This window comes from Citrobacter sp. B72, from assembly GCF_016894305.1.
Classification (GTDB): domain Bacteria; phylum Pseudomonadota; class Gammaproteobacteria; order Enterobacterales; family Enterobacteriaceae; genus Citrobacter; species Citrobacter portucalensis.
This window is the reverse complement of the sequence record NZ_CP069801.1, coordinates 3,546,988-3,573,307: the sequence shown is the minus strand read 5'-3', so window position 1 is coordinate 3,573,307 and position 26,320 is coordinate 3,546,988. Positions and strand designations below refer to the sequence as shown.

At 54.0% G+C, this 26,320-nt stretch carries 23 protein-coding genes; 10 read left to right on the top strand and 13 right to left on the bottom strand.

Annotation, left to right across the window (positions count from 1 at the left end):
- Entirely contained in the window at positions 1 to 1,680 is a 1,680-nt protein-coding gene (gene ybaL, locus JQN59_RS17070) for a YbaL family putative K(+) efflux transporter (protein WP_048214776.1), read from the bottom strand.
- A gap of 225 nt (positions 1,681 to 1,905) precedes the next feature.
- Positions 1,906 to 3,126: a fosmidomycin MFS transporter gene (gene fsr / locus JQN59_RS17065; RefSeq protein ID WP_003021788.1), complete on the bottom strand. Its 1,221-nt coding sequence runs from the start codon at positions 3,124 to 3,126 to the stop codon at positions 1,906 to 1,908.
- A 174-nt stretch (positions 3,127 to 3,300) separates the two neighbouring features.
- On the opposite strand from fsr, the gene ushA reads away from it, so the two are divergent.
- Positions 3,301 to 4,953 carry a bifunctional UDP-sugar hydrolase/5'-nucleotidase UshA gene (gene ushA / locus JQN59_RS17060; RefSeq protein ID WP_149607769.1) on the top strand — a complete coding sequence of 551 codons (1,653 nt, stop codon included), beginning with the start codon at positions 3,301 to 3,303 and terminating at the stop codon, positions 4,951 to 4,953.
- A 181-nt stretch (positions 4,954 to 5,134) separates the two neighbouring features.
- On the opposite strand, the gene ybaK is transcribed toward ushA, so the two are convergent.
- From ybaK to copA, 3 genes are all read right to left on the bottom strand, one after another.
- Complete coding sequence (ybaK, locus tag JQN59_RS17055; RefSeq protein ID WP_149607768.1) at positions 5,135 to 5,614, bottom strand: Cys-tRNA(Pro)/Cys-tRNA(Cys) deacylase YbaK; 480 nt, start codon at positions 5,612 to 5,614, stop codon at positions 5,135 to 5,137.
- 201 nt (positions 5,615 to 5,815) lie between these two features.
- The gene (locus tag JQN59_RS17050; protein WP_136391587.1) at positions 5,816 to 6,610 is read right to left on the bottom strand and encodes a TraB/GumN family protein; all 795 of its coding nucleotides are present in this window, start codon (positions 6,608 to 6,610) and stop codon (positions 5,816 to 5,818) included.
- A 153-nt stretch (positions 6,611 to 6,763) separates the two neighbouring features.
- Entirely contained in the window at positions 6,764 to 9,265 is a 2,502-nt protein-coding gene (copA, locus tag JQN59_RS17045) for a copper-exporting P-type ATPase CopA (protein ID WP_149607767.1), read from the bottom strand.
- 109 nt (positions 9,266 to 9,374) lie between these two features.
- On the opposite strand from copA, the gene cueR reads away from it, so the two are divergent.
- Positions 9,375 to 9,785, top strand: a complete 411-nt coding sequence (cueR, locus tag JQN59_RS17040; RefSeq protein WP_048226264.1) for a Cu(I)-responsive transcriptional regulator — start codon at positions 9,375 to 9,377, stop codon at positions 9,783 to 9,785.
- On the opposite strand, the gene JQN59_RS17035 is transcribed toward cueR, so the two are convergent.
- The 4 genes from JQN59_RS17035 to JQN59_RS17020 are packed head-to-tail and all read right to left on the bottom strand — an operon-like array spanning position 9,782 to position 14,004.
- The gene (locus JQN59_RS17035) at positions 9,782 to 10,498 is read right to left on the bottom strand and encodes a DUF3142 domain-containing protein (RefSeq protein WP_048214773.1); all 717 of its coding nucleotides are present in this window, start codon (positions 10,496 to 10,498) and stop codon (positions 9,782 to 9,784) included. The two genes, cueR and JQN59_RS17035, sit on opposite strands and share 4 nt — an antisense overlap.
- Positions 10,468 to 12,612 carry a hypothetical protein gene (locus JQN59_RS17030; protein ID WP_149607766.1) on the bottom strand — a complete coding sequence of 715 codons (2,145 nt, stop codon included), beginning with the start codon at positions 12,610 to 12,612 and terminating at the stop codon, positions 10,468 to 10,470. The genes JQN59_RS17035 and JQN59_RS17030 overlap by 31 nt, the downstream gene beginning before the upstream one ends.
- Positions 12,613 to 12,631: 19 nt before the next feature.
- Complete coding sequence (locus tag JQN59_RS17025; RefSeq protein ID WP_048214771.1) at positions 12,632 to 13,090, bottom strand: NfeD family protein; 459 nt, start codon at positions 13,088 to 13,090, stop codon at positions 12,632 to 12,634.
- Positions 13,087 to 14,004, bottom strand: coding sequence for an SPFH domain-containing protein (locus JQN59_RS17020; protein ID WP_003831073.1), 918 nt, complete (start codon positions 14,002 to 14,004; stop codon positions 13,087 to 13,089). Before JQN59_RS17020 ends, JQN59_RS17025 begins: the two co-directional genes overlap by 4 nt.
- Before the next feature lie 133 nt (positions 14,005 to 14,137).
- On the opposite strand from JQN59_RS17020, the gene fetA reads away from it, so the two are divergent.
- Positions 14,138 to 14,815, top strand: a complete 678-nt coding sequence (gene fetA / locus JQN59_RS17015) for an iron efflux ABC transporter ATP-binding subunit FetA (protein ID WP_048214770.1) — start codon at positions 14,138 to 14,140, stop codon at positions 14,813 to 14,815.
- The gene (fetB, locus tag JQN59_RS17010; protein ID WP_048214769.1) at positions 14,802 to 15,581 is read left to right on the top strand and encodes an iron efflux ABC transporter permease subunit FetB; all 780 of its coding nucleotides are present in this window, start codon (positions 14,802 to 14,804) and stop codon (positions 15,579 to 15,581) included. Before fetA ends, fetB begins: the two co-directional genes overlap by 14 nt.
- A gap of 105 nt (positions 15,582 to 15,686) precedes the next feature.
- Here the strand turns inward: fetB and JQN59_RS17005 are convergent, their stop codons facing one another.
- From JQN59_RS17005 to tesA, 3 genes are read right to left on the bottom strand one after another with little or no spacing between them, the layout of a single operon-like run.
- A complete protein-coding gene (locus JQN59_RS17005; RefSeq protein ID WP_048226259.1) occupies positions 15,687 to 16,541 on the bottom strand; it encodes a co-chaperone YbbN in 855 nt (284 codons plus the stop codon).
- 58 nt (positions 16,542 to 16,599) lie between these two features.
- Positions 16,600 to 17,370 (bottom strand): SDR family oxidoreductase, encoded by a 771-nt coding sequence (locus JQN59_RS17000; protein WP_003835790.1) that lies wholly within the window; start codon positions 17,368 to 17,370, stop codon positions 16,600 to 16,602.
- Positions 17,371 to 17,398: 28 nt separating this feature from the next.
- On the bottom strand, positions 17,399 to 18,025 hold the full coding sequence (tesA, locus tag JQN59_RS16995) for a multifunctional acyl-CoA thioesterase I/protease I/lysophospholipase L1 (RefSeq protein WP_003021850.1): 627 nt from the start codon (positions 18,023 to 18,025) through the stop codon (positions 17,399 to 17,401).
- On the opposite strand from tesA, the gene ybbA reads away from it, so the two are divergent.
- From ybbA to JQN59_RS16965, 6 genes are all read left to right on the top strand, one after another.
- A complete protein-coding gene (gene ybbA, locus JQN59_RS16990) occupies positions 17,993 to 18,679 on the top strand; it encodes a putative ABC transporter ATP-binding protein YbbA (protein ID WP_149607765.1) in 687 nt (228 codons plus the stop codon). The genes tesA and ybbA overlap by 33 nt on opposite strands.
- Positions 18,676 to 21,090, top strand: coding sequence for a putative ABC transporter permease subunit YbbP (gene ybbP, locus JQN59_RS16985; RefSeq protein ID WP_149607764.1), 2,415 nt, complete (start codon positions 18,676 to 18,678; stop codon positions 21,088 to 21,090). Before ybbA ends, ybbP begins: the two co-directional genes overlap by 4 nt.
- A gap of 186 nt (positions 21,091 to 21,276) precedes the next feature.
- Positions 21,277 to 22,410, top strand: a complete 1,134-nt coding sequence (locus JQN59_RS16980) for a porin (protein WP_048214766.1) — start codon at positions 21,277 to 21,279, stop codon at positions 22,408 to 22,410.
- A 260-nt stretch (positions 22,411 to 22,670) separates the two neighbouring features.
- Complete coding sequence (locus JQN59_RS16975) at positions 22,671 to 23,501, top strand: MetQ/NlpA family ABC transporter substrate-binding protein (RefSeq protein WP_003831083.1); 831 nt, start codon at positions 22,671 to 22,673, stop codon at positions 23,499 to 23,501.
- A 63-nt stretch (positions 23,502 to 23,564) separates the two neighbouring features.
- Positions 23,565 to 24,581, top strand: a complete 1,017-nt coding sequence (sfbB, locus tag JQN59_RS16970; protein WP_032942581.1) for a virulence-associated ABC transporter ATP-binding protein SfbB — start codon at positions 23,565 to 23,567, stop codon at positions 24,579 to 24,581.
- A complete protein-coding gene (locus JQN59_RS16965; protein ID WP_003831085.1) occupies positions 24,574 to 25,233 on the top strand; it encodes a methionine ABC transporter permease in 660 nt (219 codons plus the stop codon). Before sfbB ends, JQN59_RS16965 begins: the two co-directional genes overlap by 8 nt.
- Here JQN59_RS16965 and mnmH read toward each other — a convergent pair whose 3' ends face one another.
- Positions 25,234 to 26,319, bottom strand: a complete 1,086-nt coding sequence (mnmH, locus tag JQN59_RS16960) for a tRNA 2-selenouridine(34) synthase MnmH (protein ID WP_149607763.1) — start codon at positions 26,317 to 26,319, stop codon at positions 25,234 to 25,236. It abuts the gene before it with no gap.
- Position 26,320 lies beyond the last annotated feature (1 nt).

Here is a 26,320-nt window from a genome sequence, read left to right as displayed (position 1 = left end):
TTAACTGGCCGTAGCAACTTCACCTGCAGGCGGCGTTTCAATCAGCTCCAGCATGGTGCGGGCGATTTCACGCTCACCCATGACGACCTGGTTGGCGCCGCGTTCGGTAATATATTCCACCTCATCGTCATAATGCGCGCGGGCGATAATCTCAATCGACGGGCATTTCTCACGTGCAGAAGCGACAATTTCACCCGCTTCATAACCATTGGGAATGGTCAGCAGCAGCCAGCGCGCGCAATCCAGATGCGCCAGATTCATAATCTCTTCGTTGGCGGCATTTCCCAGTACCGCGCGGATCCCACGCTCGCGCAGTTCATCCACCCGGGTACGTGAGGTTTCGATCACCACCAGCGGGATCCCCGCAGCCATCAATTTCTCACCCAGCAGGCTGCCGACGCGACCAAAGCCAACCAGCAAGGCATGATTGCAGATATCCACCGGAATTTGCTTCTCTTCTTCGATAGCCTCTTCCAGCGTCTGCTCCTCCAGCGTTTCTGTTTTGGCGAGGTATTTTTCTAACACCGCAAACAGCACCGGGTTGAGCATGATGGACAGGATTGCCCCGGCCAGCACCAGATTCTGTCCGGCCTGCGGCAACAGGTTCAACGCCATTCCCAGACCCGCCAGGATAAAGGCAAATTCACCAATCTGCGCCAGGCTAGTGGCAATGGTGAGCGCTGTGCGTTGGGAGTGACCAAACAGGCGCACCAGGAAATAGGCGGCAAGGGATTTACCAAAGATGATAATCGCCAGCGTGCCCAGTACCGCCAACGGCTGCTGGATCAGAACTAACGGATCGAACAGCATCCCGACTGAAACGAAGAACAGCACGGCGAACGCATCGCGCAGCGGCAGAGTATCATGCGCCGCACGGTGGCTTAGTTCAGATTCATTTAGCACCATACCGGCGAAGAACGCGCCCAGCGCAAAGGAGACATCGAACAGCTCTACTGCGCCAAAGGCGATACCTAAGGCGAGGGCGAGGACTGAGAGGGTAAACAGTTCGCGTGAACCGGTTGCGGCGCTGCGGGCCATAATCCACGGTACCAGGCGACGACCCACCAGCATCATGATCGCGATAAACGCCACCACCTTACCGATGGTAATACCCATATCGACGGCCAGCGAGGCAAAGCCGACGTCTTCTTTTTCCAGCATCCCGGCGACGGCTGGCAGGAGAACCAGCGTCAGCACCATCATCAGATCTTCGACAATCAACCAGCCAATGGCGATTTGCCCGCGCTGGCTGTCAATGAGCTGTCGTTCTTCAAGCGCACGCAGTAGCACCACGGTACTGGCGGTTGAAAGACACAGACCAAACACGATCCCCACCATCAGTGACCAGCCCAATATGGCGGAAAGCGCCATACCCAGCAGCGTTGCCACCGCTATCTGGGCAATCGCGCCGGGAATGGCGATAGACTTTACCGCCATCAAATCCTTCAACGAAAAGTGCAGCCCCACGCCAAACATCAGCAGAATAACGCCAAGCTCGGCCAGCTCAGGCGCGAGCTTAGTATCAGCAACAAAACCAGGTGTAAATGGACCGGCCAGAACGCCCGCTAACAGATATCCCACCAGAGGAGAAATACGCAGTTTATTGGCAATCATGCCTAATATAAAAGCGAGCACAAGGCCGCCGACAATGGTGGTGATAAGCGGGGTGGCGTGATGCATTCCGTCTCCTTTGGTTGCTGTGATGATCCTGAAAACCCAAACTACGAGTAATAGTTTATGACAATTTTAATGTTTATGTTTATGAATAATTATTGAATTTTGAAGAAAACGGGATTTTAAGAGTAAAAAAGCACGGATCGGAAAAGTACGGTGATATGTGAGAGGTAAAGGCTGATGGCTACTGCAAGTAATGACGGCCAAAATTTACTTTTGGCCGTCAGAAAATCAGGCTTTGTGTCGGTTATCAGGTAAGAATATGGTCAGTATCCCCAGAAGTGGCAGGAAAGCACATATTTTGTAGACCAAATCGATGCTGGTATGGTCGGCTATTAGCCCTAGCACCGCGGCTCCCAAGCCGCCCATGCCGAAGGCAAACCCGAAAAATAGCCCAGAAACCATGCCGATACGCCCAGGAAGCAGCTCCTGCGCGTAGACCAAAATAGCAGAAAACGCCGATGCGAGGATAAAACCAATGATCACGGTTAAAATCCCGGTCCATTCCAGAGTTGCGTAGGGTAAAACGAGGGTAAATGGCGCAACGCCGAGGATAGAGCCCCAAATAACATATTTTCTGCCAATTTTATCGCCTAATGGTCCGCCAATCACCGTCCCGGCCGCGACGGCAAACAGGAAGGCAAACAGATGAAACTGGGCGTTTTGTACCGATAATCCGAATTTTTGCATCAGATAAAAGGTGTAATAGCTGCTGATGCTCGCCATATAGAAGTATTTGGAGAAAATCAGCACCAGCAGGATGCTTACCGCCAGCACCACTTTATTGCGCGGTAACGGATTTACGATGGCGACTTTCGGTTTTCCTTTACTCATCCGATGCTGCGCGGCATACCAACGGCTGATTTGTGCCAGGACGACAATCGCTAATAACGCAGCCAGAACAAACCAGGCCACATTACCCTTACCATATGGCGCGATGATGACAGCTGCCAGCAAGGGCCCCAGAGAGCTGCCGAAGTTGCCGCCAACCTGGAAAATTGACTGCGCCAGGCCGTGACGACCGCCGGAGGCCATGCGCGCAACGCGGGACGATTCCGGATGAAATACCGAAGAGCCGGTGCCAACCAGCGCCGCGGCGAGCAGCACCATATGGAAGCTGCCGGCCATGGCCAGCAAAACAAGTCCGCTCAGCGTGAAGCACATCCCAATGGGCAGCGACCACGGCATCGGGTATTTGTCCGTCCAGTAACCCACCACCGGTTGCAGCAGCGAGGAAGCAAGCTGGAAGGTTAGGGTGATCATCCCGATCTGCATAAACGTTAGCGAGAACTCTGACTGCAATAGCGGATAAATCGCCAGGATCAGCGACTGAATCATATCGTTTAGCAGATGGGAGAGGCTGATCGCTCCTAAAATGCCAAATGAGGTGCGTGCTTTAGCAACCGACGCTGACGCGCCAGCCACAGGCTGGGTTGGTTCACTTATTGCCATAGAAAGTCACTTCTGTTTGGGTTGCGATTATGAGGGTAATCTATTTTGTTATTATTACCTGACTAACATACCTGCGGAAGGTGTTTGAAGGAAGTCTCATTTCTGAAAACATTTTCGACTATTATTTCATATCATTGTAATTTCAGTCGTTGATTTTGGCTCAGGGAGAGAAATATGAAGTTTTTAAAACGGGGCGTGGCGCTGGCGTTATTAGCCGCATTTACGCTGGCAGGTCAGCCAGCGCAAGCGTACGAAAAAGATAAAACCTACAAAATTACCATTCTGCATACCAACGATCATCACGGTCACTTCTGGCGCAGCGAATACGGAGAATACGGACTGGCGGCGCAAAAAACGCTGGTGGACAGTATTCGTAAAGAGGTGGCAGAGGAAGGGGGAAGCGTACTGCTGCTTTCCGGTGGCGACATTAATACCGGCGTACCGGAGTCCGATCTGCAGGATGCGGAACCTGATTTTCGTGGGATGAACCTGATTGGCTATGACGCAATGGCGGTCGGAAACCACGAGTTTGATAATCCCATGACCGTACTGCGCCAGCAGGAAAAATGGTCCAAATTCCCGTTTCTCTCGGCCAATATCTATCAGAAAAGCACTGGCGAGCGTTTGTTTAAGCCGTGGGCCATCTTTAAGCGCCAGGATTTAAAAATTGCCGTACTCGGTTTAACCACCGACGATACGGCAAAAATAGGCAACCCCGAGTTCTTTACCGATATTGAGTTCCGTAAACCTGCTGATGAAGCCAAACTGGTTATTCAGGAACTGAATATGGGTGAAAAGCCAGACATCATTATCGCGACCACCCATATGGGACATTATGACAACGGCAACCACGGCTCGAACGCCCCTGGCGATGTCGAAATGGCGCGTAGCCTGCCGGCGGGATCGCTGGCGATGATTGTCGGTGGTCACTCGCAGGATCCGGTGTGTATGGCTTCAGAGAACAAGAAGCAGGTTGATTACGTACCGGGTACGCCGTGTGCGCCAGACAAGCAAAATGGGATCTGGATTGTGCAGGCGCACGAGTGGGGGAAATATGTGGGCCGGGCGGACTTTGAGTTCCGTAACGGCGAAATGAAAATGGTCAACTACCAGCTCATTCCCGTCAACCTGAAGAAAAAAGTGACCTGGGACAACGGTAAAAGTGAGCGCGTACTCTATACCCCGGAAATAGCTGAAAATCAGCAAATGCTTTCGCTGCTGACGCCGTTCCAGAATAAAGGTAAAGCGCAGCTCGACGTGAAAATTGGTAGCGTCAATGCGCGCCTCGAAGGCGACCGAAGCAAAGTCCGTTTTGTGCAGACCAACATGGGACATTTGCTGCTGGCTGCGCAAATGGCGCGAACCAGCGCTGATTTTGGCGTGATGAGCGGCGGTGGCATCCGTGATTCCATCGAAGGCGGTGATATCACCTATAAGAGCGTACTGAAAGTACAGCCGTTCGGAAACATCGTGGTGTATGCCGACATGAGCGGGAAAGAGGTGATTGACTATCTGACCGCCGTGGCGCAAATGAAGCCGGACTCCGGGGCCTATCCGCAGTTTGCTAACGTCAGCTTTGTGGCGAAAGACGGCAAGCTTAACGATTTGAAAATTAAAGGCGAACCCGTTGACCCAGCCAAAACCTATCGCATGGCAACGCTAAGCTTCAACGCGACCGGTGGTGATGGCTATCCGCGCATTGATAACAAACCAGGCTATGTGAATACCGGGTTTATTGATGCGGAAGTGCTGAAAGAGTTCGTGCAGAAGAACTCACCGCTGGATGCCAGTATGTATGAGCCGAAGGGTGAAGTTACCTGGCAGTAACAGGGCTATTTTGTTCGCCATTTTGAACGCGGGCAGTGCTCGGAATCCTCACGTACTACATGTACGCTCCGGTTCCTGCGCGCTGGCCGCGTCCAAACTGCCTTCACCAATAACGCCCTGTTGAGTATTCGATTTGTAGGCCTTAAAGCTGGGCGCCATCAGGCAATCATTCTAAAATCGCTTAATCACGGCGTGCGATGTCGGCGAATTTCGCATCCAGAATTTTCGCCAGATCGCCCGCTGCCAGTTCGATATCCAGCCCGCGTTTGCCGCCGGAAACATAAATGGTGTCAAACGCCTGGGCAGGGGCATCAATGAGCGTTGGCAATCTCTTTTTCTGTCCTAATGGGCTGATCCCCCCCACCAGATAACCGGTGGTTCGTTGCGCAACCATTGGATCGGCCATATCGACCTTTTTAGCCCCCAGCGCCTTAGCGACCTTTTTGAGGTCCAATTGACCGGCTACAGGCGTGACCGCAACCGCCAGATGCTTCATATCGCCATTCACGGCAACCAGCAGCGTTTTGTAGACCTGGTCCGCATTCAGACCTAACTTGCGTACCACTTCATCACCAAAGTTCGTCTCGGACGGGTCGTGATCGTAGGTGTGAATCTGGAAAGAAATTTTGTTTTTTTCGAGTAATTTAACGGCGGGTGTCATAGCAATTTTCCTAGACCAGACAAAATACGACTCAAGCATACGCCTGATGTCTGTCTAAAAAATAGTACCATCTTGCGCAATAGTATTGGCAGGATGATGACTTTGAGCGACAATCGAACTACACCGATGCTTTAAGCATTGGGATCATAATAATGATGAAATTCCTCTTTGACGGGCCAATAGAAATATTGGCCATTTTTTTTACCGTAACATCTCCGGCAAATTTCCCTCTCCGTACAGATGTAGCGCGCCAACGGCCACGACGTAATGACCAGCAGGCATCGCCCTGAGCCGATCGCGCCAGGCTGTGTTGCGTTGATGCATCAATACGTCATACAACGACTGGCTAAAGGTATTGGGAAGCGTCAGTTCGCTATTGCGTGGCGGTGTTTTAAGCCACCAACCCATCATTTGTTGCAACAATCTGGCATTGGTATGCCAGTGCGTCAGAGTATCGTCCAACAGGGCCAGTCCGTTATCAGGCAACTGACATAACAGCTCGATTTGACTGGATGCGCCCTCCAGCTCGATAACGGGTTTATGCGCTTGTTTTGCCGCTTTCAGCAATTGGTAATCAATTCCGTATTCCGCCCGTAGCCCCAACTGCTGTGCCTGTGTCGCCTGTAATACCATGGCGATTTGCCACAACGGCTGAGTAGATAACAGCGATGGGGAAATACCCAGTTCGTTGGTGACTTTATGCAGGTTTTCTAACTGCTCCGGGCTGATACGTTCTTCGAGTGCGGCAAATGTAGGAAGGTTAGCAAACGGCGCGTCGTCACCGGAAACATCCGCTTCGACAATCAGCGCGTCGGCATGGTTGAGTTTTTTGAGTAATTTGGCAGGCAGAGGTGCCATATCGCGACTGCCCATGTGAATACTGCCAATCAGATGAAAATGGCGGTTGCCGGGCAATGAAATGTCGATGGCAGGCCAGGTATAGTGGTTGCCGCGTAGCGCGGTGAAAAATGTTTTTACCCGGTATAACAGATCCATACGACCTCCCTAAGTAGACTTTCATGCTAGCGCGTGGTCCAGGAAGGTGCAATGCGAGAATCGCCGGATGGCGACGCGAAATCGTCTTATCCAGCCTACAATGTTACCTGCATTTTGTAGGCCGGATAAGCGTGAGCGCCATGCGGCAGAGGGTTACTCTTTCGGTTTGAAGCGCAGCAGTCGGTTAGCGTTGCTCACCACAGTAATGGAGGAGAGTGCCATCGCCGCCCCTGCAACGACCGGATTCAGCAGTGTTCCGGTGAACGGCCACAGGATCCCAGCGGCAACGGGAATACCGATGCTGTTATAAATAAACGCGCCAACCAGGTTCTGCTTCATATTACGCAACGTTGCCTGGGAGATAGACAGTGCATCCGCAACGCCCATCAGGCTATGACGCATCAGCGTAATCGCGGCGGTTTCAATCGCCACATCGCTGCCGCCACCCATGGCAATTCCGACATCGGCCTGAGCCAGCGCAGGCGCATCGTTAATACCGTCACCCACCATGGCAACCTGACGCCCCTGGCTTTGCAGACGTTTAATCGCTTCGGCTTTACCGTCCGGCAGAACACCGGCAATCACCTCATCAATACCGGCTTCTTTGGCAATAGCGTTAGCCGTGGTCGGGTTGTCACCAGTAAGCATCACCAGACGATACCCGTTGCGGTGCAGGCGCTGAAGTGCTGCCACGCTGTCGCTACGCAGCGGATCACGCACCGCTAACAGCGCCGCCGCTTTACCATCAATCGCCAACAGGACCGGGGTTGAACCCTGGGATGCCTGAGCGGTGATTTCATCTTCCATTTCAGTGGTATCAACCTGTTGCTCATTGAGCAGTGCCTGGTTGCCCAGCAGCAACGTATGACCTTCCGTTTCACCGCTTACGCCTAAACCGCGCAGCGTACGGAAACCATTGACCTGTGGCAGCGTAACATCACCGGCTTTGTCCAGTATCGCTCTGGCCAGCGGGTGGCTGGACCCCTGTTCAAGGGCTGCTGCCAGACGAATTGCCAGTGCTTCATCGGTGTTGCCAAACGTTTTGATGGCGACAACCTGCGGTTTACCTTCAGTCAATGTCCCGGTTTTATCAAATACGACGGTATCAAGCGTACTGGCGCGCTGCAGCGCATCGGCATCACGTACCAGAACCCCAAACTCAGCGGCACGACCTACACCGGAAATAATCGACATCGGCGTCGCCAGGCCCAGCGCACAAGGGCAGGCAATAATCAGTACGGTAGTGGCAATCACCAGCGTATAAACAATTTGTGGTGCCGGCCCGAAGAAATACCAGATTGCCGCACTCACCAGCGCAATGACGACGACGACCGGAACGAACACTGAGGAGATACGGTCGGCTAGTTTACCAATCTCCGGTTTACTGCTTTGCGCCTGGCGCACCATACGAATAATGCGTGACAGCGTGGTATGGCTGCCAACGGCACTGGCGCGGAACAGCACGCTGCCATCCTGTACGACAGTACCGGCGTGGACGCTATCGCCTTCGCCTTTTTGTTGCGGAATAGGCTCTCCGGTCAGCATGGCTTCATCCAGCCAGGCTTCGCCCTGAGTGATTTCGCCGTCTACCGGAACGCGGTCACCGGTGGTCAGGCGCAGCAGCATTCCCGCCTGAACGTCTGCCAGAGGCACGTTCTTTTCGCCTTCGTCGGTAACAACACGCGCGGTCGGCGGCGTCAGATCGAGTAATTTTTCCAGTGCTTTGGACGAACGCTGGCGAGCCCGCGCTTCCAGCATGTGCCCGAGGTTAATCAGACCGATAATCATCGCACTGGCTTCATAATAGAGGTGTCGCGCTTCCATCGGGAACCATTGCGGCCAGAGGTTGACACTCATGGAATAAAGCCATGCCACCCCTGTACCCAGCGCCACCAGCGTATCCATGGTCGCGGTGCCGTTCATCAGGCTTTTCCACGCGTTGCGGTAAAAATGACCGCCCGCGAAAACCATCACGGCAAGCGTTGCCAAACCAATCGTCAGCCACAGGCTACGGTTGTCGGCAGTGACCATCATGTTTTCGCCAATCATTCCCCATACCATGACAGGGATACCCAGCAGCAGCGCGACGGCCGCCTGCCAGCGAAAACGTTTCATGGTTGCTACGGCGGTTTCTTGCTGACGCTCGCGGCGCATAACATCATCTTCAATGGCTTCTGCGCCGTAGCCCGCTTTTTCCACCGCTTTCACTAACTGGTCGGCGGACGCACTGCCCATTACCAGCGCAGTACGTTCCGCCAGGTTTACCCGTGCCTGCGTGACACCCGGTACGCTTTGCAGAGCATCTTGTACGCGGATAACACAGCTGGCGCAGCTCATGCCGTTTAACAGCAACTGTTGGCTGTCATCATCAGCCGTAGCTGCCGGAAGCTCGGAAGGGACCGCTGCCAGTGCTTCCGACGGGATTGATGACTCCGTCAGCGGTTTAGCCTTTGGGTGGCTTAACTCCGCGCCGTAACCGGCTTGTTTGATGGTTTCAATCAGCGCTTCAGCACTGGCGCTCCCGGTGATGTGCGCTTCAGTCACAGTGACATCCGCTTGCTCAACGTCCGGGCGTTGCTCCAGACTTTCTTTAACGCGTTTTACGCAGTGACCACAGGACAAGCCGTCCAGGGTTAGATCGATTGTTTGAGACATAACAAATTTCCTCTATGATTGGTCTGAGATTCATTGACCTTAGCAATCGTTTTGACTAACTGTTATAAAGGTTAAACCTTCCATCAAGGGGAAGGTCAAGGGGGGAGATGTGAATATATCCGATGTTGCTAAAAAAACCGGTTTAACCAGTAAAGCGATTCGCTTTTATGAAGAGAAAGGGCTGGTGACGCCGCCGCTGCGTGGTGAAAATGGCTATCGCACATACAGCCAAAAGCATTTGAATGAACTGATGCTGCTGCGTCAGGCGCGGCAGGTTGGATTTAACCTGGAAGAGTGCGGCGAGCTGGTAAACCTGTTTAACGATCCGGCGCGTCATAGCGCGGATGTGAAAAAGCGCACCCTGGAAAAGGTGGCTGACATTGAGCGGCATATCAGAGAATTGCAGGCCATGCGCTTGCATTTACTGGCGCTGGCAGACAGTTGCCCTGGCGATGACAGTGCTGAATGTCCGATCATGGATAATCTCTCCGGTTGCAGTCATCACAAAGCCAAGGCTTAACGGCGAGAGGGATTAAGCATAAACACCACCGTGCCGCGGTACCACGGGGATTTCTCAAGCTGCGCTTCAGCCAGTGGGTCCCGGTTACCGTTTTGCACTAGTCCCAGTTTAAATGGAATGCGCAGGCGGCTCAGCGCGGGTAGATACGCCTGATAATTCGTCACCGTGTGACGCCCCTGATAGCTTTGCACCACCAGTTCATCGACCGCCAACGCGTTCAGCGTAGCGACGTCGCCCGTTTTTGCCCAATCCAGTAGTCCGGTTACGCCTAGCGCAAACTCGGCCGGGAGCTGTTGGCGCAGTTGCTGCAGAAAGCGGGCGTAGTCGGTCAGTTGATGGGTCGCAGCGTCAAAATCAACCTGCAGGCCGACGACGTGATTCCCGGCGATCTGCCAGCGCTGCATCAACCGTATGATACGCGCCGGGATCTCTTCCGGTACGTCGAGGGTTGTAAAGCGTACGGTCAGCCAGATTGAGGGAAAAGACAGACGACTGACCGGCAGTCCGAGGCGCTGGAACACCACGTTACCGGAACGAACCAGTACCTCGCCCTGGTGCAGATAAACCGTTTGCGCGTCTTTCAGCTCGTCACTGGCTTTCACCCCAGACCACAGCCAGAAGGCTGAATGTTCACGGGCGGCGACGATATCCGCTGCCTGTGCCTGGCCGAGAAGCAGTGCGGTTACCAGTAATATTTGAGTTTTTGCGCCCACGGGCTTCCCGGATACTGCGTTTTCAGTTGGGTGAACCAGCCCTTACGCTGCAGTTTATCCACGTCTTCACCGCCACATTCGTTAGCGCCTGATGGCGCATAGCACATGATGGCGCGATACAGCGCGAAGCTCTTATCTTCGACTTCCGCGGTGGGTGAGGTGATTACCTGCTGGTAGTAGCTCTGTCTGTCGAACTGGCCGAAAGGTTTCTTGCGCGAGATAGCTGATTCAAGCACGTCGTTGCCAGCGCTGTTTTTCCACAGATCAACATGTGTTTGCGTGGTGCGGAAGAATTCGCCAAGGCAGTTCAGCGCGTGAGCATCATCCGCTTTTTTGCTCAATACCGTTACCGTTTCATTGAGGCTGCGGCACGTATAACCCGCCTGCGCCGTGTCGCCATCCCAGTCGAATATGCTCAGGTTAACGTCATCAAACGCTTCGCCAATGACCGGTGATGTAATCGCGCTGGCCAGTTTTCTGTCAGTAAGCCAGTCGCCAAAACGATTCTCTGTAAGATCCCGCACCAGCAGCGTATGCAGCGCAATGGTACGCTCTTCGTTATTCGGGCCATGAACGGCCTGCTGGCGCAGCAGTTCTGGTGTGGCCTGCGTTTTCAGTATCTGCGAACGAAAGCGCAGGTTGGTCACCGCGCTATTCGGTGCGAAAACTGCCGCCACATCGCCGCTATATACCAGCGTGGCGGCAAGCTTAGCCTGCACATATTGCTGCTGTTCGTTATCCTGGCTGAGTTTTAACAACTGCTGCCAAAAATCGCGCGCCTCGGCCCATTTCTTCTGGCCCATCAACGCTTCGCCGTACAGCACCTGTTCGCTGAAGGCGAGGGTATCGTGAGCGGCAAGTTTCTGCGCTGGCGTAACTGTCTGAATAATTGCCGCGTAGTTGCCCGTTGCCAGCCACAGATTCAGTTGCAGATCGCGCCATAGCGGCAGTTTTTGGCTCTGTTCAAACACCGGTTTGCTGGCGTCGAGCTGTGCCTGCGTCAGCGTGGGTTTGCTGTTGTTATCCAGGCGCAGCGCGCGTAGCAGTTCGATATAGCTGACTCGCGGCGCGTCGGGGAAGGCCTCAACGACGGACTGATCGTAGAACGCCATGCCATAGACATTATCGTATTCGATGACATTTTCGCGCAGTTGCCGTGCGTCTGCCGACTGCTGCAAAGCCTGTTCATACAACCCGGCCAGCTGCGGCCATGACTGTAAATACCAGTTGATGCGACGCAACATGCCTCGTGAAGAGTCAGCGTAGAGTCCTTGGGGAAAACGCTGCAGATAGGTCTGCGCCAACTCTTGAGCCTGAGTGGCATCCTCGCGGTTAATTTTCGCAATATCAAAATCGCCGTACTCGCCCACGCTGTTCTGACTGCTCTTGTTCAACGCCGTGCGCATCAGCATGTATTGCGCGGTCTCTGCTAACCACGGACGGTCGCTTGTAGCAAGCTGAGTGAAATCCCGTTCGGCACTGGCATAATCACCGGCATAGAAACTGGCGGCTGCTGCCAGATAGCTTTTATAGGGCAGAGCTTGAGAATCTGCCGGGAAGGTGGCAAGAGAAGACTCAATTTGCTCGCGGGTTGCCCCAGAAAGCAGTCCTGTACGCGCCTGGGCTAAAGCCTGACGCTGTTCCGCTGTTAATGTGGAATCGGCCAACAGCGCGGCAAAAAAGGCGCTAACGCTCCCGGTATTATTCGAAACATGACGGTTCTCTAGCTCAGCGTCATTGATGTTTATTTCGTCGGCGCTAATGTTCAGCTCGGCCATCTGTCGGGAGAGAGGACTGTCCGCGGCGGATGCCTGAGCTGCCGCTGTTTGCGGGGCAGCCTCATCCCATTGCGGGTGATAGGCAAAATAGAAATCGAGGGAGCGAGTGATGTCTGCGGGCATCGACTGCACGGGCAGAGCAAATGATTTTTCCTGGCTCAGCAGCCGCAGCAGGTTGTCGCGGCTGTCGTTTTCAGGGTTAAAGGTCGGCGTTCCCTTCAGCAGGCAGCTGTCGTCGCTCCATTTGCAGTCTTCCATATCGAACGAAGCGAATGCCTGCGGGGCGGCGGTCAGCAATGTGCAAAGGGCAAAGGCAAGGGGTGTCTTCCTGACCATAGTCTTATTTCCTGTCTTTTTAGTGTGATACCGCTTTTATAATCAGGGTGATTCCCTCAACGGCAATGACTTCAACCTGCGTTCCGGCGCTCAAATCGTCACGGGCGCTAACGGGCCAGGAACTGTCGCCGACGCGCATATGTCCGCGACCATTGACCAGGTCAGTTTCCAGAGTAAATCGACGGCCAACTAACTGTTGTCCACGTTGGTTAAGATGGCTATCGGCTGGCTGCTGCTCCTGAACGCGCCTTGCCAGCCACTTCCACCACAGCCAGGCTGCCAGCAAGGTGAGGGCAGCGAACATTGCCCCCTGCCACGCCCAGTCTAGTGGAACGAGCCAGATGACCAGACCGGTAATCACCGCTGCCACGCCGCTCCACAGCAGATAGCCGTTGCCGCCCAGCATCTCGGCGGCCAGTAACAGACCACCGAGGCTGAGCCAGAAGATATGCGGGTGCACCAGAATCATCGCTATCATGATTTTTTCCGCTCGCTGGCGCTGTCCTTAACCAGTTCGGCGATCCCGGCAATGGAACCCATCAGGCTGCTGGCATCCAGCGGCATCATCACCACTTTGCTGTTATTCGACGAGCCGATATGCTGCAGCGCTTCGGTGTATTTCTGAGCCACGAAGTAGTTCACGGCCTGAATATCCCCGGCGGCAATGGCTTCAGACACCATCTGTGTTGCGCGGGCTTCTGCTTCTGCGGAACGTTCACGCGCTTCAGCCTGTAAAAATGCGGACTGACGTTCACCTTCCGCGATGAGGATTTTCGACTGCTTCTCACCTTCGGCCTTGACGATTTCTGCCTGACGGATCCCTTCGGCTTCAAGAATGTAGGCGCGCTTGGTACGTTCGGCTTTCATTTGCGCGTTCATGGCGTCGATAAGTTCTGCCGGAGGACGCACGTCGCGGATCTCAATACGGGTGATTTTGATGCCCCAGGGATTGGTTGCCTCATCAACGATATGCAGCAGGCGCGTGTTGATGTTGTCGCGCTGGGAGAGCATTTCATCGAGCTCCATCGAGCCGAGAACAGTACGAATGTTGGTCATGGTCAGGTTGATGATCGCCAGTTCCAGGTTGCTGACTTCATACGCGGCTTTCGGCGCGTCGATCACCTGAATGAAGCACACAGCATCAATCGAGACGTTGGCGTTATCTTTGGAGATGACTTCCTGAGAGGGGATATCAAGTACCTGTTCCATCATATTGATCTTACGACCAATGCGGTCCATGAACGGTACAACAAGGCTTAAACCCGGTTGCAGGGTTTTGGTGTAACGACCAAAACGCTCTACCGTCCACTGATATCCCTGCGGGACGATTTTGACGCCTGCGCCGACGATCACCAGCGCGACAAAAATAAGAATAGGAATAAAAATGAGCATTGATGAAACCTCCTGTTGTGCTGTCCTTTACTGCCTCATTAGTCAAATTATACCCGATTTATCAAGGTGGGCTCCCCTATAATAAATTACAGGGATAGACTATCTGCACGAAAGATGTAAAAAGGGATTGGTAATGGAAGAAAGCAGCATTCTGCTTCAGTTAAAAAATGTCGCATGGCAGGCAGGGGCGACGCAGATTCTTAATAACATCTGTTTTGATCTCCGCGCCGGAGAATTTAAGCTGATTACCGGCCAGTCCGGCTGCGGTAAAAGTACGTTACTCAAGATAGTCGCGTCGTTAATTAGCCCGAGTTCCGGTGAAATCCTTTTTGAGGGTAAGGAGATATCAACGCTTAAGCCTGAAGCTTATCGCCAGCAGGTCTCTTATTGCGCGCAAACGCCCGCTTTGTTCGGTGATACCGTCTACGACAACCTCATTTTTCCCTGGCAAATCCGCGATAAACGCCCGGAACCGGATGTGTTTCTGGAAGATCTGGCTCGTTTTCAGTTGCCCGAGACGATCCTGAAAAAAAATATCAATGAGCTATCTGGTGGCGAAAAGCAGCGCGTCTCGTTAATTCGTAATTTGCAGTTTCTGCCGAAAATCCTGCTGCTTGATGAAATCACCAGCGCACTGGATGAGTCCAACAAACGTAACGTGAACGAATTAATTCACCACTATGTTCGCGACAAGAATATTGCCGTGCTGTGGGTGACGCACGATAAAGATGAGATTAATCACGCGGATAATGTCATCACTCTTCAACCGCACGCCGGAGAAATGCAGGAAGTCAGCAATGAACGAGCATAATATTACCAATGAATCCCTGGCGTTAGCGATGATGCTGGTGGTGGTCGCGATACTGATCAGCAACAAAGAAAAGCTGGCGCTGGAAAAAGATATTCTCTGGAGCGTTTGCCGGGCAGTGGTTCAGCTTATTATCGTGGGCTACGTGCTGAAATATATTTTTGGCGTCAACCATAGCATTCTGACCTTATTGATGGTGCTGTTTATCTGCTTTAACGCGGCCTATAACGCGCAAAAGCGCAGTAAATATATTGATAAAGCTTTTCTCTCGTCGTTTATTGCCATTACGGCGGGGGCGGGGCTAACGCTTTCGGTGCTGGTTCTGTCAGGCTCTATCGAGTTCACGCCGATGCAGGTCATCCCGATCTCCGGCATGATTGCAGGTAATGCGATGGTGGCGGTGGGGCTGTGTTACAACAATTTGGGGCAGCGGTTTAACAGCGAGCAGCAGCAAATTCAGGAAAAACTCAGCCTCGGCGCAACGCCGAAGGTGGCTTCTGCGCCGCTGATTCGCGACAGCATTCGCGCCTCGCTGATTCCGACTATCGATTCAGCGAAGACAGTGGGGCTGGTGAGTTTACCGGGGATGATGTCGGGATTGATCTTTGCAGGTATTGACCCGGTAAAAGCGATTAAGTATCAGATTATGGTGACGTTTATGCTGCTATCAACCGCCAGCCTGTCGACCATTATTGCCTGCTATTTAACCTATCGGAAGTTCTATAATTCGCGCCACCAACTGGTGGTGACGCCATTAAAGAAACCGTGATGTGATGCCGTATGACGGCTACCGCCATATCCGGCCGACGGGAATGAGGTGTTGGTTGTGTTTGTAAGCCCGATAAGCGTAGCGCCATCGGGCATGATGAACCAATTAGTACAACAGCGCGTACAGCTGGCGGCGATACTTCGAGGCCAGCGCATCACCGGTACCCAGTGCGGCAAGGATCTCCTGGAAAGTCTTACGTGCCTGACCATCGGCAGCCGTAAGATCTTTCTTCAGGTGGCTGAACAGTAATTCCAGCGATTCCTCGTTACGTCCGACCTGGTGCAATTGAATAGCCAACTGCGTTGCCAGCGCCGCATCCTGTGGATTGCTGGCGACCTGCTGCTGCAACTGTTGGATTTCCGGTGTATCAGCGGCCTGCTTCAGTAATTCGATCTGTGCGATAAGCCCTTGATAGCGGGTGTCCTGATCCTGCAACGGAATGGTTTTCAGTACCGCTTCGGCTTCATCAGAACGGTTCAGGGCGATTTGCGTTTCCGCCAGCAGCAGACCGATTTCGCTGCTCTGGTTGGAGATCTGCCAGGCTTCTTTCAGCAGCGGCAGCGCATCCGCGTGATTACCAGCTTCGATGAATTCGATAGCCTGGCGTGCTTTCAGCTCTTCTTCGCTCGGCAGCACTTTCTCCAGCAGTGCGCGAATAACCTCTTCCGGTTGCGGGCCCTGGAATCCATCCACTGGCTGGCCGTTCTGGAACAGATAAACCGTAGGGATCGCGCGCAGACCAAACTGGGAGGCGATCATCTGTTCGGCGTCGCAGTCAAGCTTAGCGAGAATAAATTGACCGTTATACTGGGCGGCAAGGCTCTCCAGTACCGGCGTTAATTGCAGACAATGCTGGCTGCGCTCAGACCAAAAATAGAACAGGACCGGGGTGGTCATCGACTGTTCAAGGGTCTGCTGTAGGTTCGATTCGTTAATGTTAACAATATTCTGTGTGGACATGGAGTTACTCTCTTTTGTCGATTTCTTGTTACATGGGGGCTGACGCGCGAGCTTCAACTCAACCCTGTAAAATTTTGTCCATTATGCGGCCTGGCAGCAGGCGTTTAAGCAGCATCACTGCCCACGTCACCAGCGTAACCGGATAACGTAGCTTTGGTTTATCGCTCTCAAACGCATGACGCACTTTGGCGACAACCGCTTCTGGTCCCAGCGTAAAACGCGCGGCAATGCCGGGATTTTCAACGGGAGCATCGCTCTGGGTCTGGTTGACGTTTTCGGTAAAGCGGGTACGGATGGGGCCGGGTTCAATCAGGCTGACCTTAATCCCGCTGTGGCGCAGTTCCATACGCAGTGCGTCGGACCAGGCTTCCAGCGCATATTTACTGGCGGCATAGGCGCCGCGTCCCGGCGTTGAGATCAATCCCATCACCGAGGAGGTCATCACAATGCGCCCTTCGCCGTGGGGTAACATGGCAGGTAACAGGCGCATGGTAAGCTGATGTGCGCCAAAGAAGTTGGCGGAAAACTGCTGTTCCATCTGTTCACGGCTGATGGTGGGCAGTGGACCATAGACACCGTATCCGGCGTTGTTAAAGATCCCATATAAACGATTATCGGTCAGGGCGATCACTTCATCGGCGGCACGATCCACGCTTTCGGGTGAATCCAGATCCAGCAACACGCCAGTGAATCCCATGCTGTTCATACGCGCGACATCGTCAGGTTTGCGACAGCCTGCCAGAATTTGAAAACCCTGGCGCTTTAGCTCAAGCGCGCTTTCCAGGCCGATTCCGCTGGAACATCCTGTTATTAAGACCGATTTTTGCATAACTTTACCTGTCAGGATCTCCGTTGTTTTATGAGTCGTGATTTACTAGAGGTGTGAGATGTTGCGCCATCCAGTCGGCGATAAACGGCTGGGCGTCACGATTAGGATGAATACCATCATCCTGCATCCACTGGGGTTTCAGATACACCTCTTCCATAAAAAAGGGCAGCAGAGGGATATCAAACTCTTTGGCGAGCTTTGGATAAATCGCGCTAAAGGTTTCATTATAACGTCGACCGTAGTTTGCCGGCAGACGAATTTGCATTAATAGCGGTTCGGCATTTGCCGCTTTCACGTCCTGCAAAATCGTGCGCAGGGTTTGTTCGGTTTGCGCAGGCGCAAAGCCCCGCAGGCCATCGTTGCCGCCAAGTTCGACCAGTACCCAACGCGGCTGGTGCTGCTTGAGTAATGCAGGCAGACGGGCCAGGCCCTGCTGCGAGGTGTCGCCGCTAATGCTGGCATTCACCACTGGCGTTTTGGTTTGCCATTTATCATTAAGTAGCGCAGGCCACGCGGCGCTGGCGGACATTCGGTATCCGGCGCTCAGGCTGTCACCCAGAATTAATAACGTGTCCGCTGCGGCGGCGCGGAAAGTTAACAGGACCAGGAACAGGAAAGGCCAATGCCAGCGGAAAACATTGTTGAAGTTCATCATCTTAAGAAATCCGTCGGTCAGGGTGATCATGAGCTATCCATCCTTACCGGAGTTGAACTGGTTGTCAAACGCGCCGAGACCATTGCGCTGATTGGCGAGTCGGGATCGGGGAAATCCACGCTGCTGGCGATCCTCGCCGGGCTGGACGATGGCACCAGCGGTGAAGTCAGCCTGGTGGGGCAGGCGTTGCACATCATGGACGAAGAAGCCCGGGCGCAGCTGCGGGCGCGGCACGTGGGTTTTGTCTTCCAGTCATTCATGTTAATTCCGACCCTCAACGCGCTGGAAAACGTCGAACTGCCCGCGCTGTTGCGCGGCGAAAATAGCGGAAAAAGTCGTGACGGGGCAAAAACGCTGTTGGAACAACTGGGACTGGGAAAACGTCTTGATCATCTTCCGGCCCAGCTTTCCGGCGGGGAGCAGCAGCGCGTGGCGCTGGCGCGAGCGTTTAACGGGCGTCCGGATGTGCTGTTTGCCGATGAGCCGACAGGCAACCTCGATCGCCAGACCGGAGACAAAATAGCCGACCTGCTGTTTTCTCTGAACCGGGAACACGGCACCACCCTGATTCTGGTGACGCATGACCCGCAGTTGGCGGCGCGTTGCGACAGGCGCTTACGTCTGGTGAATGGACAGTTGCAGGAGGAGGCATGATTGCACGCTGGTTCTGGCGCGAATGGCGCTCGCCTTCATTACTGATTGTCTGGCTGGCACTAAGCCTGGCGGTAGCCTGTGTGCTGGCGCTGGGCAATATCAGCGACCGTATGGAAAAAGGGCTGAGCCAGCAAAGCCGTGAGTTTATGGCGGGCGATCGGTCGCTACAAAGTTCGCGTACCGTGCCGAAAGCGTGGATTGACGAGGCGCGACAGCGGGGTTTGAAAGTCGGCGAGCAGCTGACTTTTGCGACCATGACTTTTGCCCGGGATACGCCGCAACTGGCGAATGTCAAAGCGGTGGATGACGTGTATCCGATGTACGGCACGTTACAAACTAATCCACCGGGGTTGAAACCACAGCCGGGCATGGTGTTGCTGGCCCCGCGTCTGATGGCGCTGCTAAATCTAAAAATCGGTGATTCTATTGACGTCGGTGATGCCACGCTGCGCATTGCCGGGGAGGTGGTGCAGGAGCCGGACTCTGGTTTTAATCCGTTCCAGATAGCACCGCGTCTGATGATGAGCATGGCGGATGTCGAAAAAACGGCGGCGGTCCAGCCGGGAAGCCGCGTGACCTGGCGCTATAAATTTGGCGGAACGCCGCAGCAACTGGACGCCTACGAAAAATGGCTGTTGCCGCAGCTAAAGCCTGAACAGCGCTGGTACGGGCTGGAGCAGGATGAAGGCGCGCTTGGGAAATCTCTGGAGCGTTCGCAACAGTTCCTGCTGTTGTCGGCACTGTTAACGCTGCTGCTGGCGGTCGCCGCGGTTGCTGTGGCGATGAGCCATTATTGCCGCAGCCGTTACGATCTGGTGGCTATTCTGAAAACCCTCGGCGCGGGCAGAGCGCAACTGCGCAGGCTGATTGTTGGTCAATGGCTGATGGTGCTGGCGCTGTCTGGCTTGACCGGCGGGCTGTTCGGACTGCTATTTGAGCGCGTGCTGGTGCTACTGCTCAAGCCGGTTCTGCCTGGAGAACTACCGCCTGCCAGCCCCTGGCCGTGGCTATGGGCACTAGGCACCATGACGGTGATTTCGCTGTTGGTCGGGTTACGCCCTTACCGCCTGCTGCTGGCGACGCAGCCGCTGCGGGTGCTGCGCCGTGACGTGGTGGCAAACGTCTGGCCGCTGAAGTTTTATTTGCCGGTGGTAGTGATAGTCGTGATTGCACTGCTTGCTGGACTGATGGGCGGAAGTCCGCTGCTGTGGGCGGTACTGGCTGGTGCGGTGGTACTGGCGCTGTTGTGCGGGGTGCTCGGCTGGATGCTGCTCAACGTGCTGCGTGGTCTGACGCTCACCTCGCTGCCGTTGCGTTTGGCGGTCAGTCGACTGTTGCGCCAGCCGTGGTCAACGCTCAGCCAGCTATCGGCATTTTCGCTTTCCTTTATGCTGCTGGCGTTGTTACTGGTACTGCGCGGCGATCTGCTCGACCGTTGGCAGCAGCAAATGCCGCCGGAAAGCCCGAACTATTTCCTGATCAACATTGCCACCGAGCAGGTGGTTCCGCTGAAGGCTTTCTTGTCGGAACATCAGGTGATCCCGGAATCGTTCTATCCGATTGTTCGGGCGCGTCTGACGGCGATCAATGAGAAGCCGACCGAAGGCAATCAGGATGAGGCGCTGAACCGCGAGCTTAACCTGACCTGGCAGGATACCCGACCGGATCATAACCCGATAACTGCCGGAAGCTGGCCGCCAAAAGCGGGCGAAGTGTCGATGGAAGAGGGGTTAGCGAAACGGCTGAACGTCAAACTCGGCGATCGAGTGACTTTTATGGGCGATACCCAGGATTTCAGCGCCGCGGTCAGCAGCCTGCGCAAAGTGGACTGGGAAAGCCTGCGGCCCAACTTCTTCTTTATCTTCCCCTCCGGCGCGCTGGATGCTCAGCCCCAGAGCTGGTTAACCAGCTTTCGCTGGGAGAACGGCAACGGCATGTTGACGCAGCTTAACCGCGAATTCCCGACCATCAGCCTGCTGGATATTGGCGCCATCCTCAAACAGGTAGGGCAGGTGCTGGAGCAGGTAAGTAGAGCGCTGGAAGTGATGGTTGTGCTGGTTACCGCCTGCGGCATGTTGTTGCTGTTGGCGCAGGTTCAGGTGGGGATGCGTCAACGTCATCAGGAGTTGGTGGTCTGGCGCACGCTGGGAGCCGGTAAGAAGCTGCTGCGTACCACGCTGTGGTGCGAGTTCGCCATGCTCGGGATGGTTGCCGGGCTGGTGGCGGCCATCGGTGCGGAAACAGCGTTGGCGGTACTGCAAACCAAAGTGTTTGATTTCCCGTGGGAGCCAGACTGGCGACTGTGGGTAGTATTACCATTTAGTGGAGCATTGCTGCTCTCTTTATGCGGCGGATGGCTCGGTTCACGTCTGCTAAAAGGTAAAGCGCTGTTCCGTCAGTTCAGTAGTTAATTCATATTCGTGATGATTACGCACCGGTTTTAAAATCGGTGCGTCTTTTTTTCTATGTAGCACAAATTGATAACTCCTTGATATTTAACAGCACAGAACAATAAAAACCCAACAACACGAGAGTATTAATAAACGTTAATATTTGTGTGCTGAATAATTGGCAGGCTATCTATCAAGGTATAAATAATGACTATAAAAAAAACAGCGCTGGCGGTATCGATCGGCGCAGCAGTGGCATTAACGACTTTCGCTTCACAGGCGGAAATCACGGTCCTGAAACAAGATCCGCAGGCGGGCAACCCGCTGAGCCGTCTTAACTTCACCGTCGGCGGCAGTATTCGTCCGCAGTTCCAGAATATGGCCGGTGACGATGGTAAGAATGGCTACAAACGTAATGGCTTCGATGGCGGTACACGTTTCCGCTTTGCCGCTGACTACTATCTGTTTGATGATATTAGTTGGGTGAGCTACTACGAGCTGGGCGTTAACTTCCCGGCGATGTTCAACTGGGATAACCACTACGCTGACGGTGCCAACGATACCACGCGTCGTATGTTGTACACCGGTCTGAAGAGTGCAACCTGGGGTACGCTGACCTTCGGTCAACAGAACAGCATTTACTATGACGTGGTCGGGGCGAAAACGGATATCTGGGACTACGATATGATCGGTCAGGCGCCAGGTAACGGTATCAATGGCGACTATGACGGTTCCTATCGTACACGTAAATCTCTGAAGTATAAGAAAACGGTGGGGGATGTTGATCTCTATGCATCTTATTTGTTCAGCGATGATTACAACCCGAACAACGGTCTGCGATACAAGCGTAAAGGCGGCGGCTCACTGGGTGTGGATTATCACATTACCGATGACCTGACCTGGGGTACGGCGTGGAACTACACTCGCGCGGAAATGCGTGGCAACACCAGCAAAACCTACGATCAAAACATCGTCGGTACCGCGCTGAGCTGGAAACCGGACAACTGGACCTTCTCGATGGGCGGCGGTTGGTATCAAAACTTCATGACCACCAAAAAAGTCTCTGTTAACGACTACTTTGCCGGTGACGCCTGGGGTCTGGAATACTTCGCCGGTTACACCTTCCCGGTGGGTCAATATGCGCTGAAATCCGTTCAGCCTTACTTTATGGGCGACCGTATTGAGTACGTGAATGGCCGTAACTACCTGCGTACCGACAACGGCGTAGGGATCAGCTTCCAGCTGGATTACGGTTTCCGTGTTGATTACGAACACGTCTTTACCTCCAGCACCGACAATCTGGGTGACATGAACCTGGTTCGTCTGCGTTACGACTTCTAATCGACGCCTGCCGCCCGATATGCTTGCGTTTATCGGGCCTAAGAAAGCTGTTGTAGGCCGGATAAGGCACTTGTGCCGACATCCGGCTTTTTCATACCTTCTCACATTTAAAAACATACTCTGCAACATCATGAAATAATTTCAAGGACAGCGGGTTGTGATCTGTGTCATGTTAGAAATCTGCCTGTTATCAGGCCAACGAGAACAACGCCGCATGAACGGCGTGAGACATGACACCACAACGTTAAAATGGAGAAAATATGGGATTGCGTCAGAGTTTACGCGTCGCGACCGGGGCGCTGTTACTGGCCTGTGGATTACAGTTTGCTCATGCGAACAGTGACCCGCACACAATCGTGTTTGGCGTCGCGCCTGGGCCATACGGTGATATGGTGAAACAGGCCATTGCCCCCACGTTGAAAGAGAAAGGCTATAAGGTAGTGGTGCGCGAATTCAGCGATTACGTGCAGCCAAACATGGCGCTCTCCAACGGTAGCATTGATGCTAACCTGTTCCAGCATTCGCTCTATTTTGACAAATTCACCGCCGATAAAGGCCTGAAGCTGAGCAAGCTGATTGTGGTCCCGACGGCCGGGATGGGGTTTTACTCACATAAAATCAAAAGCCTGGATGAGTTGAAAAAAGGGGATGTGATCACGCTTTCCAACGATCCCACCAACCTGGCTCGCGGTCTGCGTTTCCTGCAGTCTATTGGCCTTATCACCATCAAAGACAATATTGATCCAACTAAAGCCTCCGAGCGCGATATCGCCAGCAATCCCAAAGGGCTGGTGTTTAAACCGCTGGAAGCGGCACAGCTGCCGCGTACGCTGGACGGTGTGACCGGCGCGCTGGTCAACGGTAACTTTGCCGTGGCGGCAAAAATGGATCTCGCCAGCGCCATCAAGCAGGAACACCTGGACGAAAATCTGAAAAATATCATCGCGGTACGCAGTGAAGATGCGGATAAACCGTTCGCGAAAGATATTGTTGAGGCGGTGAAATCTCCGGCGTATCGCGCGGTGATCGACGATCCGCAAAATATCTACAGCGCCTTCCAGAAACCGGAATGGATGTCGACAGCCCAATAATCGCTGCGCACAAGGGTTAACAGGGGCAGCGACGACTGCCCTTTTCGCATTTCTGAGGTGGCTATGATTGAGATTGAGAAAGTTTGCGTGGATTTTAGCGCAGGCCGTGGACCATCAACCCGGGCGGTTGATGACGTTAGCTTGCGCATTGGCGCAGGTGAGATATTTGGCATTGTCGGGACCAGCGGCGCGGGGAAAAGTACGCTGCTGCGCACCCTGAACGCCTTAACGCGTCCGAGCCAGGGAAGCGTGAAGGTGAACGGCGTAGAAATTTCCGCGCTGGAAGGGGGGCATCTACGTAAAGCCCGTCAGCGTATCGGTATGATTTTTCAACATTTTAACCTGATGCATACCCGTACCGTGGCGCAAAACGTCGCCTTTAGTCTGAAGGCTGCCGGATGGGAGCGCAGTAAAATTGGTCCGCGCGTAAGCGAAATCCTGGCGCTGGTGGGGCTGTCAGACAAGGCGAACCGCTTTCCGGTTCAGCTCAGCGGTGGGCAAAAGCAGCGTGTGGGTATTGCCCGCGCGATTGCCAATCACCCGGATGTGCTGCTGTGTGATGAACCTACCTCGGCGCTGGACCTCGAAACCTCAGCCACGATTCTGGCATTGCTTAAGCAGATCAACCAACAGTTGGGGATCACGATCGTGCTGATCACTCACGAGATGAACGTGATCAAATCGATTTGCGATCGCGTGGCGGTGATGTCCGGTGGCAAGGTGGTGGAGTCTGGTGAGGTGTTTGACGTTTTTGCTCACCCGCAGCACGCTTTCACCCAGCAGCTGGTGTCGCATACCCTCAATTTGACGCTGCCCGAGCGTCTGCGCCAGCATCTGCCCGGCCAGTTGCTAAAAATTTTGTTCATCGGCGATTCGGCGGAACAGCCGGTGTTGTCAGAAGTCGCGGTTAAATTTGGCGTGGCGGTGAACATTCTGCACGGCAAAATTGAATATATTGGCGAACGTGCGCTGGGGATTCTGGTCGTGCAGCTGACCGCGCCGCATAACCCTTCAGCGGTGGAAGTCGCCGTGGAACATATTCGTCAACGTACTGCACAGGTGGAGGTGATTCGTGGATGATTTATTGCCTGATTTGACGCTGGCGTTTAATGAAACCTTCCAGATGCTGAGCATCTCTACGGTGCTGGCAATTATTGGTGGTCTGCCGCTCGGTTTTCTGATTTTCGTCACCGACCGGCATTTATTCTGGCAAAACCGTTTTGTGTATCTGCTCAGCTCCGTGCTGGTGAATATCATTCGTTCGGTACCGTTTGTGATCCTGCTGGTTCTGCTGCTGCCGCTAACCCAGTTTTTGCTCGGGAATACCATTGGCCCGATTGCGGCGTCGGTCCCGCTCTCAGTGGCGGCAATCGCCTTCTATGCCCGTCTGGTTGATAGCGCGCTACGTGAAGTCGATAAAGGGATTATTGAAGCAGCGGAAGCGTTTGGTGCCAGCCCGATGCGCATCATCTGCACCGTTCTGTTACCTGAAGCGAGCGCGGGTCTGCTGCGTGGGTTGACGATAACGCTGGTGAGTCTGATCGGTTACTCCGCGATGGCCGGGATCGTTGGCGGCGGTGGAGTCGGCGACCTGGCGATTCGCTTTGGTTATTACCGCTACGAAACCCAGGTCATGATCGTCACTGTGGTGGCGCTGATTATTTTGGTGCAGGTCGTTCAGGTGCTGGGTGACTGGCTGGCAAAACGCGCAGATAAGCGCGACAGACACTGATCACTGTGCGTTAAGCCAGTCGGCAACGTCCTGCCATGTGCCGCGAAAAACGATTTTCGCGGCTTTCTTTTCCAGCTGATAACGATACATCGGGTCGTAATATTCGTTGAGCAACGGTACCAGCCAGCCCATATGGGCGTCGGTGCTGCCCGTTGCCTGCTGTTCGCGCAGAGCCTCGTCGAGCAGGGTGGTCAGCTCGGCAAAACGTTGTAAACCCAGACGACGGCGTATAGCAAACAGGCCGTGGTGCAGATACTCGCTGTACTCCTGCCAGCCCTGGCTCTCGCCATAAGCGTGGGTAAAATCGTGGTGCATCTTCACGAAATACTCTTCGCGTAGTCGTTCCAGACGACGCTCAAAAGGATCGTCCACCACTGCAATTGATGCCTGGGTCATGCGCTCGCGCAGGCATTCGGGCAGATGATTAGCCCCGATCATGCGGCCTTCATCTTCCAGTACCCACAGACGTAAATCCTGACGGCTATCGGTTTTGAGCATTTCAACCGCCAGCAGGTTTTCAAAACTCGCCTGACTCAATTGAGGTTCAACGGTGCGCCCAAACGAGGAGCCGCGATGGTGCGCCAGACCTTCGAGATCCACACCGTTTGGCTGTTGTTGCACCAGTTGGGTTTTGCCGTTCCCGGTACAGCCGCCAATTAAGACGATCGGCTTTTGCACTAATTCTTCAGTCAGCTGTATCACTGCCTGGCGCAGGGCTTTGTAACCGCCTTTAATCAGCGGATAGTCAATGCCGGACTCATGCAGCCACTGCTGCACAATATGCGAACGCTGACCGCCACGCGCGCAGCATAAATAGCCTGCAGGATTTTGACGGCAGGCATCCTGCCAGGCATGCATGCGCTGTTGGCGGGTCTCCCCCGAGACCAGTTGATGGCCGAGCGCGAGGGCGGCTTCGGGCCCCTGGCGTTTGTAACAGGTACCCACGGCGGCACGTTCGTCATCGTTCATTAAGGGAAGGTTGAATGCGCCCGGCATTGCGCCCTGCTGAAATTCCACGGGGGCGCGTACATCGATTAAAGGCGTACCGGCAAGCAAAATTGCGCGGTAGTCCGTTCCATCGTTCATG

Bases quoted from the DNA above. Each gene is read 5' to 3' on its own strand.
- JQN59_RS17005 (WP_048226259.1), bottom strand. From the start codon at position 16,541: ATGTCCACACAGAATATTGTTAACATTAACGAATCGAACCTACAGCAG.
- copA (WP_149607767.1), bottom strand. From the start codon at position 9,265: ATGTCTCAAACAATCGATCTAACCCTGGACGGCTTGTCCTGTGGTCAC.
- fsr (WP_003021788.1), bottom strand. From the start codon at position 3,126: ATGGCAATAAGTGAACCAACCCAGCCTGTGGCTGGCGCGTCAGCGTCG.
- JQN59_RS17020 (WP_003831073.1), bottom strand. From the start codon at position 14,004: ATGCTCATTTTTATTCCTATTCTTATTTTTGTCGCGCTGGTGATCGTC.
- sfbB (WP_032942581.1), top strand. From the start codon at position 23,565: ATGATTGAGATTGAGAAAGTTTGCGTGGATTTTAGCGCAGGCCGTGGA.
- ybaK (WP_149607768.1), bottom strand. From the start codon at position 5,614: ATGACACCCGCCGTTAAATTACTCGAAAAAAACAAAATTTCTTTCCAG.
- mnmH (WP_149607763.1), bottom strand. From the start codon at position 26,319: ATGAACGATGGAACGGACTACCGCGCAATTTTGCTTGCCGGTACGCCT.
- JQN59_RS17030 (WP_149607766.1), bottom strand. From the start codon at position 12,612: ATGGTCAGGAAGACACCCCTTGCCTTTGCCCTTTGCACATTGCTGACC.
- JQN59_RS16980 (WP_048214766.1), top strand. From the start codon at position 21,277: ATGACTATAAAAAAAACAGCGCTGGCGGTATCGATCGGCGCAGCAGTG.
- JQN59_RS17025 (WP_048214771.1), bottom strand. From the start codon at position 13,090: ATGATAGCGATGATTCTGGTGCACCCGCATATCTTCTGGCTCAGCCTC.
- fetA (WP_048214770.1), top strand. From the start codon at position 14,138: ATGGAAGAAAGCAGCATTCTGCTTCAGTTAAAAAATGTCGCATGGCAG.
- JQN59_RS17050 (WP_136391587.1), bottom strand. From the start codon at position 6,610: ATGGATCTGTTATACCGGGTAAAAACATTTTTCACCGCGCTACGCGGC.
- ushA (WP_149607769.1), top strand. From the start codon at position 3,301: ATGAAGTTTTTAAAACGGGGCGTGGCGCTGGCGTTATTAGCCGCATTT.
- ybbA (WP_149607765.1), top strand. From the start codon at position 17,993: ATGCCAGCGGAAAACATTGTTGAAGTTCATCATCTTAAGAAATCCGTC.
- tesA (WP_003021850.1), bottom strand. From the start codon at position 18,025: ATGATGAACTTCAACAATGTTTTCCGCTGGCATTGGCCTTTCCTGTTC.
- JQN59_RS17000 (WP_003835790.1), bottom strand. From the start codon at position 17,370: ATGCAAAAATCGGTCTTAATAACAGGATGTTCCAGCGGAATCGGCCTG.
- ybaL (WP_048214776.1), bottom strand. From the start codon at position 1,680: ATGCATCACGCCACCCCGCTTATCACCACCATTGTCGGCGGCCTTGTG.
- fetB (WP_048214769.1), top strand. From the start codon at position 14,802: ATGAACGAGCATAATATTACCAATGAATCCCTGGCGTTAGCGATGATG.
- JQN59_RS16975 (WP_003831083.1), top strand. From the start codon at position 22,671: ATGGGATTGCGTCAGAGTTTACGCGTCGCGACCGGGGCGCTGTTACTG.
- ybbP (WP_149607764.1), top strand. From the start codon at position 18,676: ATGATTGCACGCTGGTTCTGGCGCGAATGGCGCTCGCCTTCATTACTG.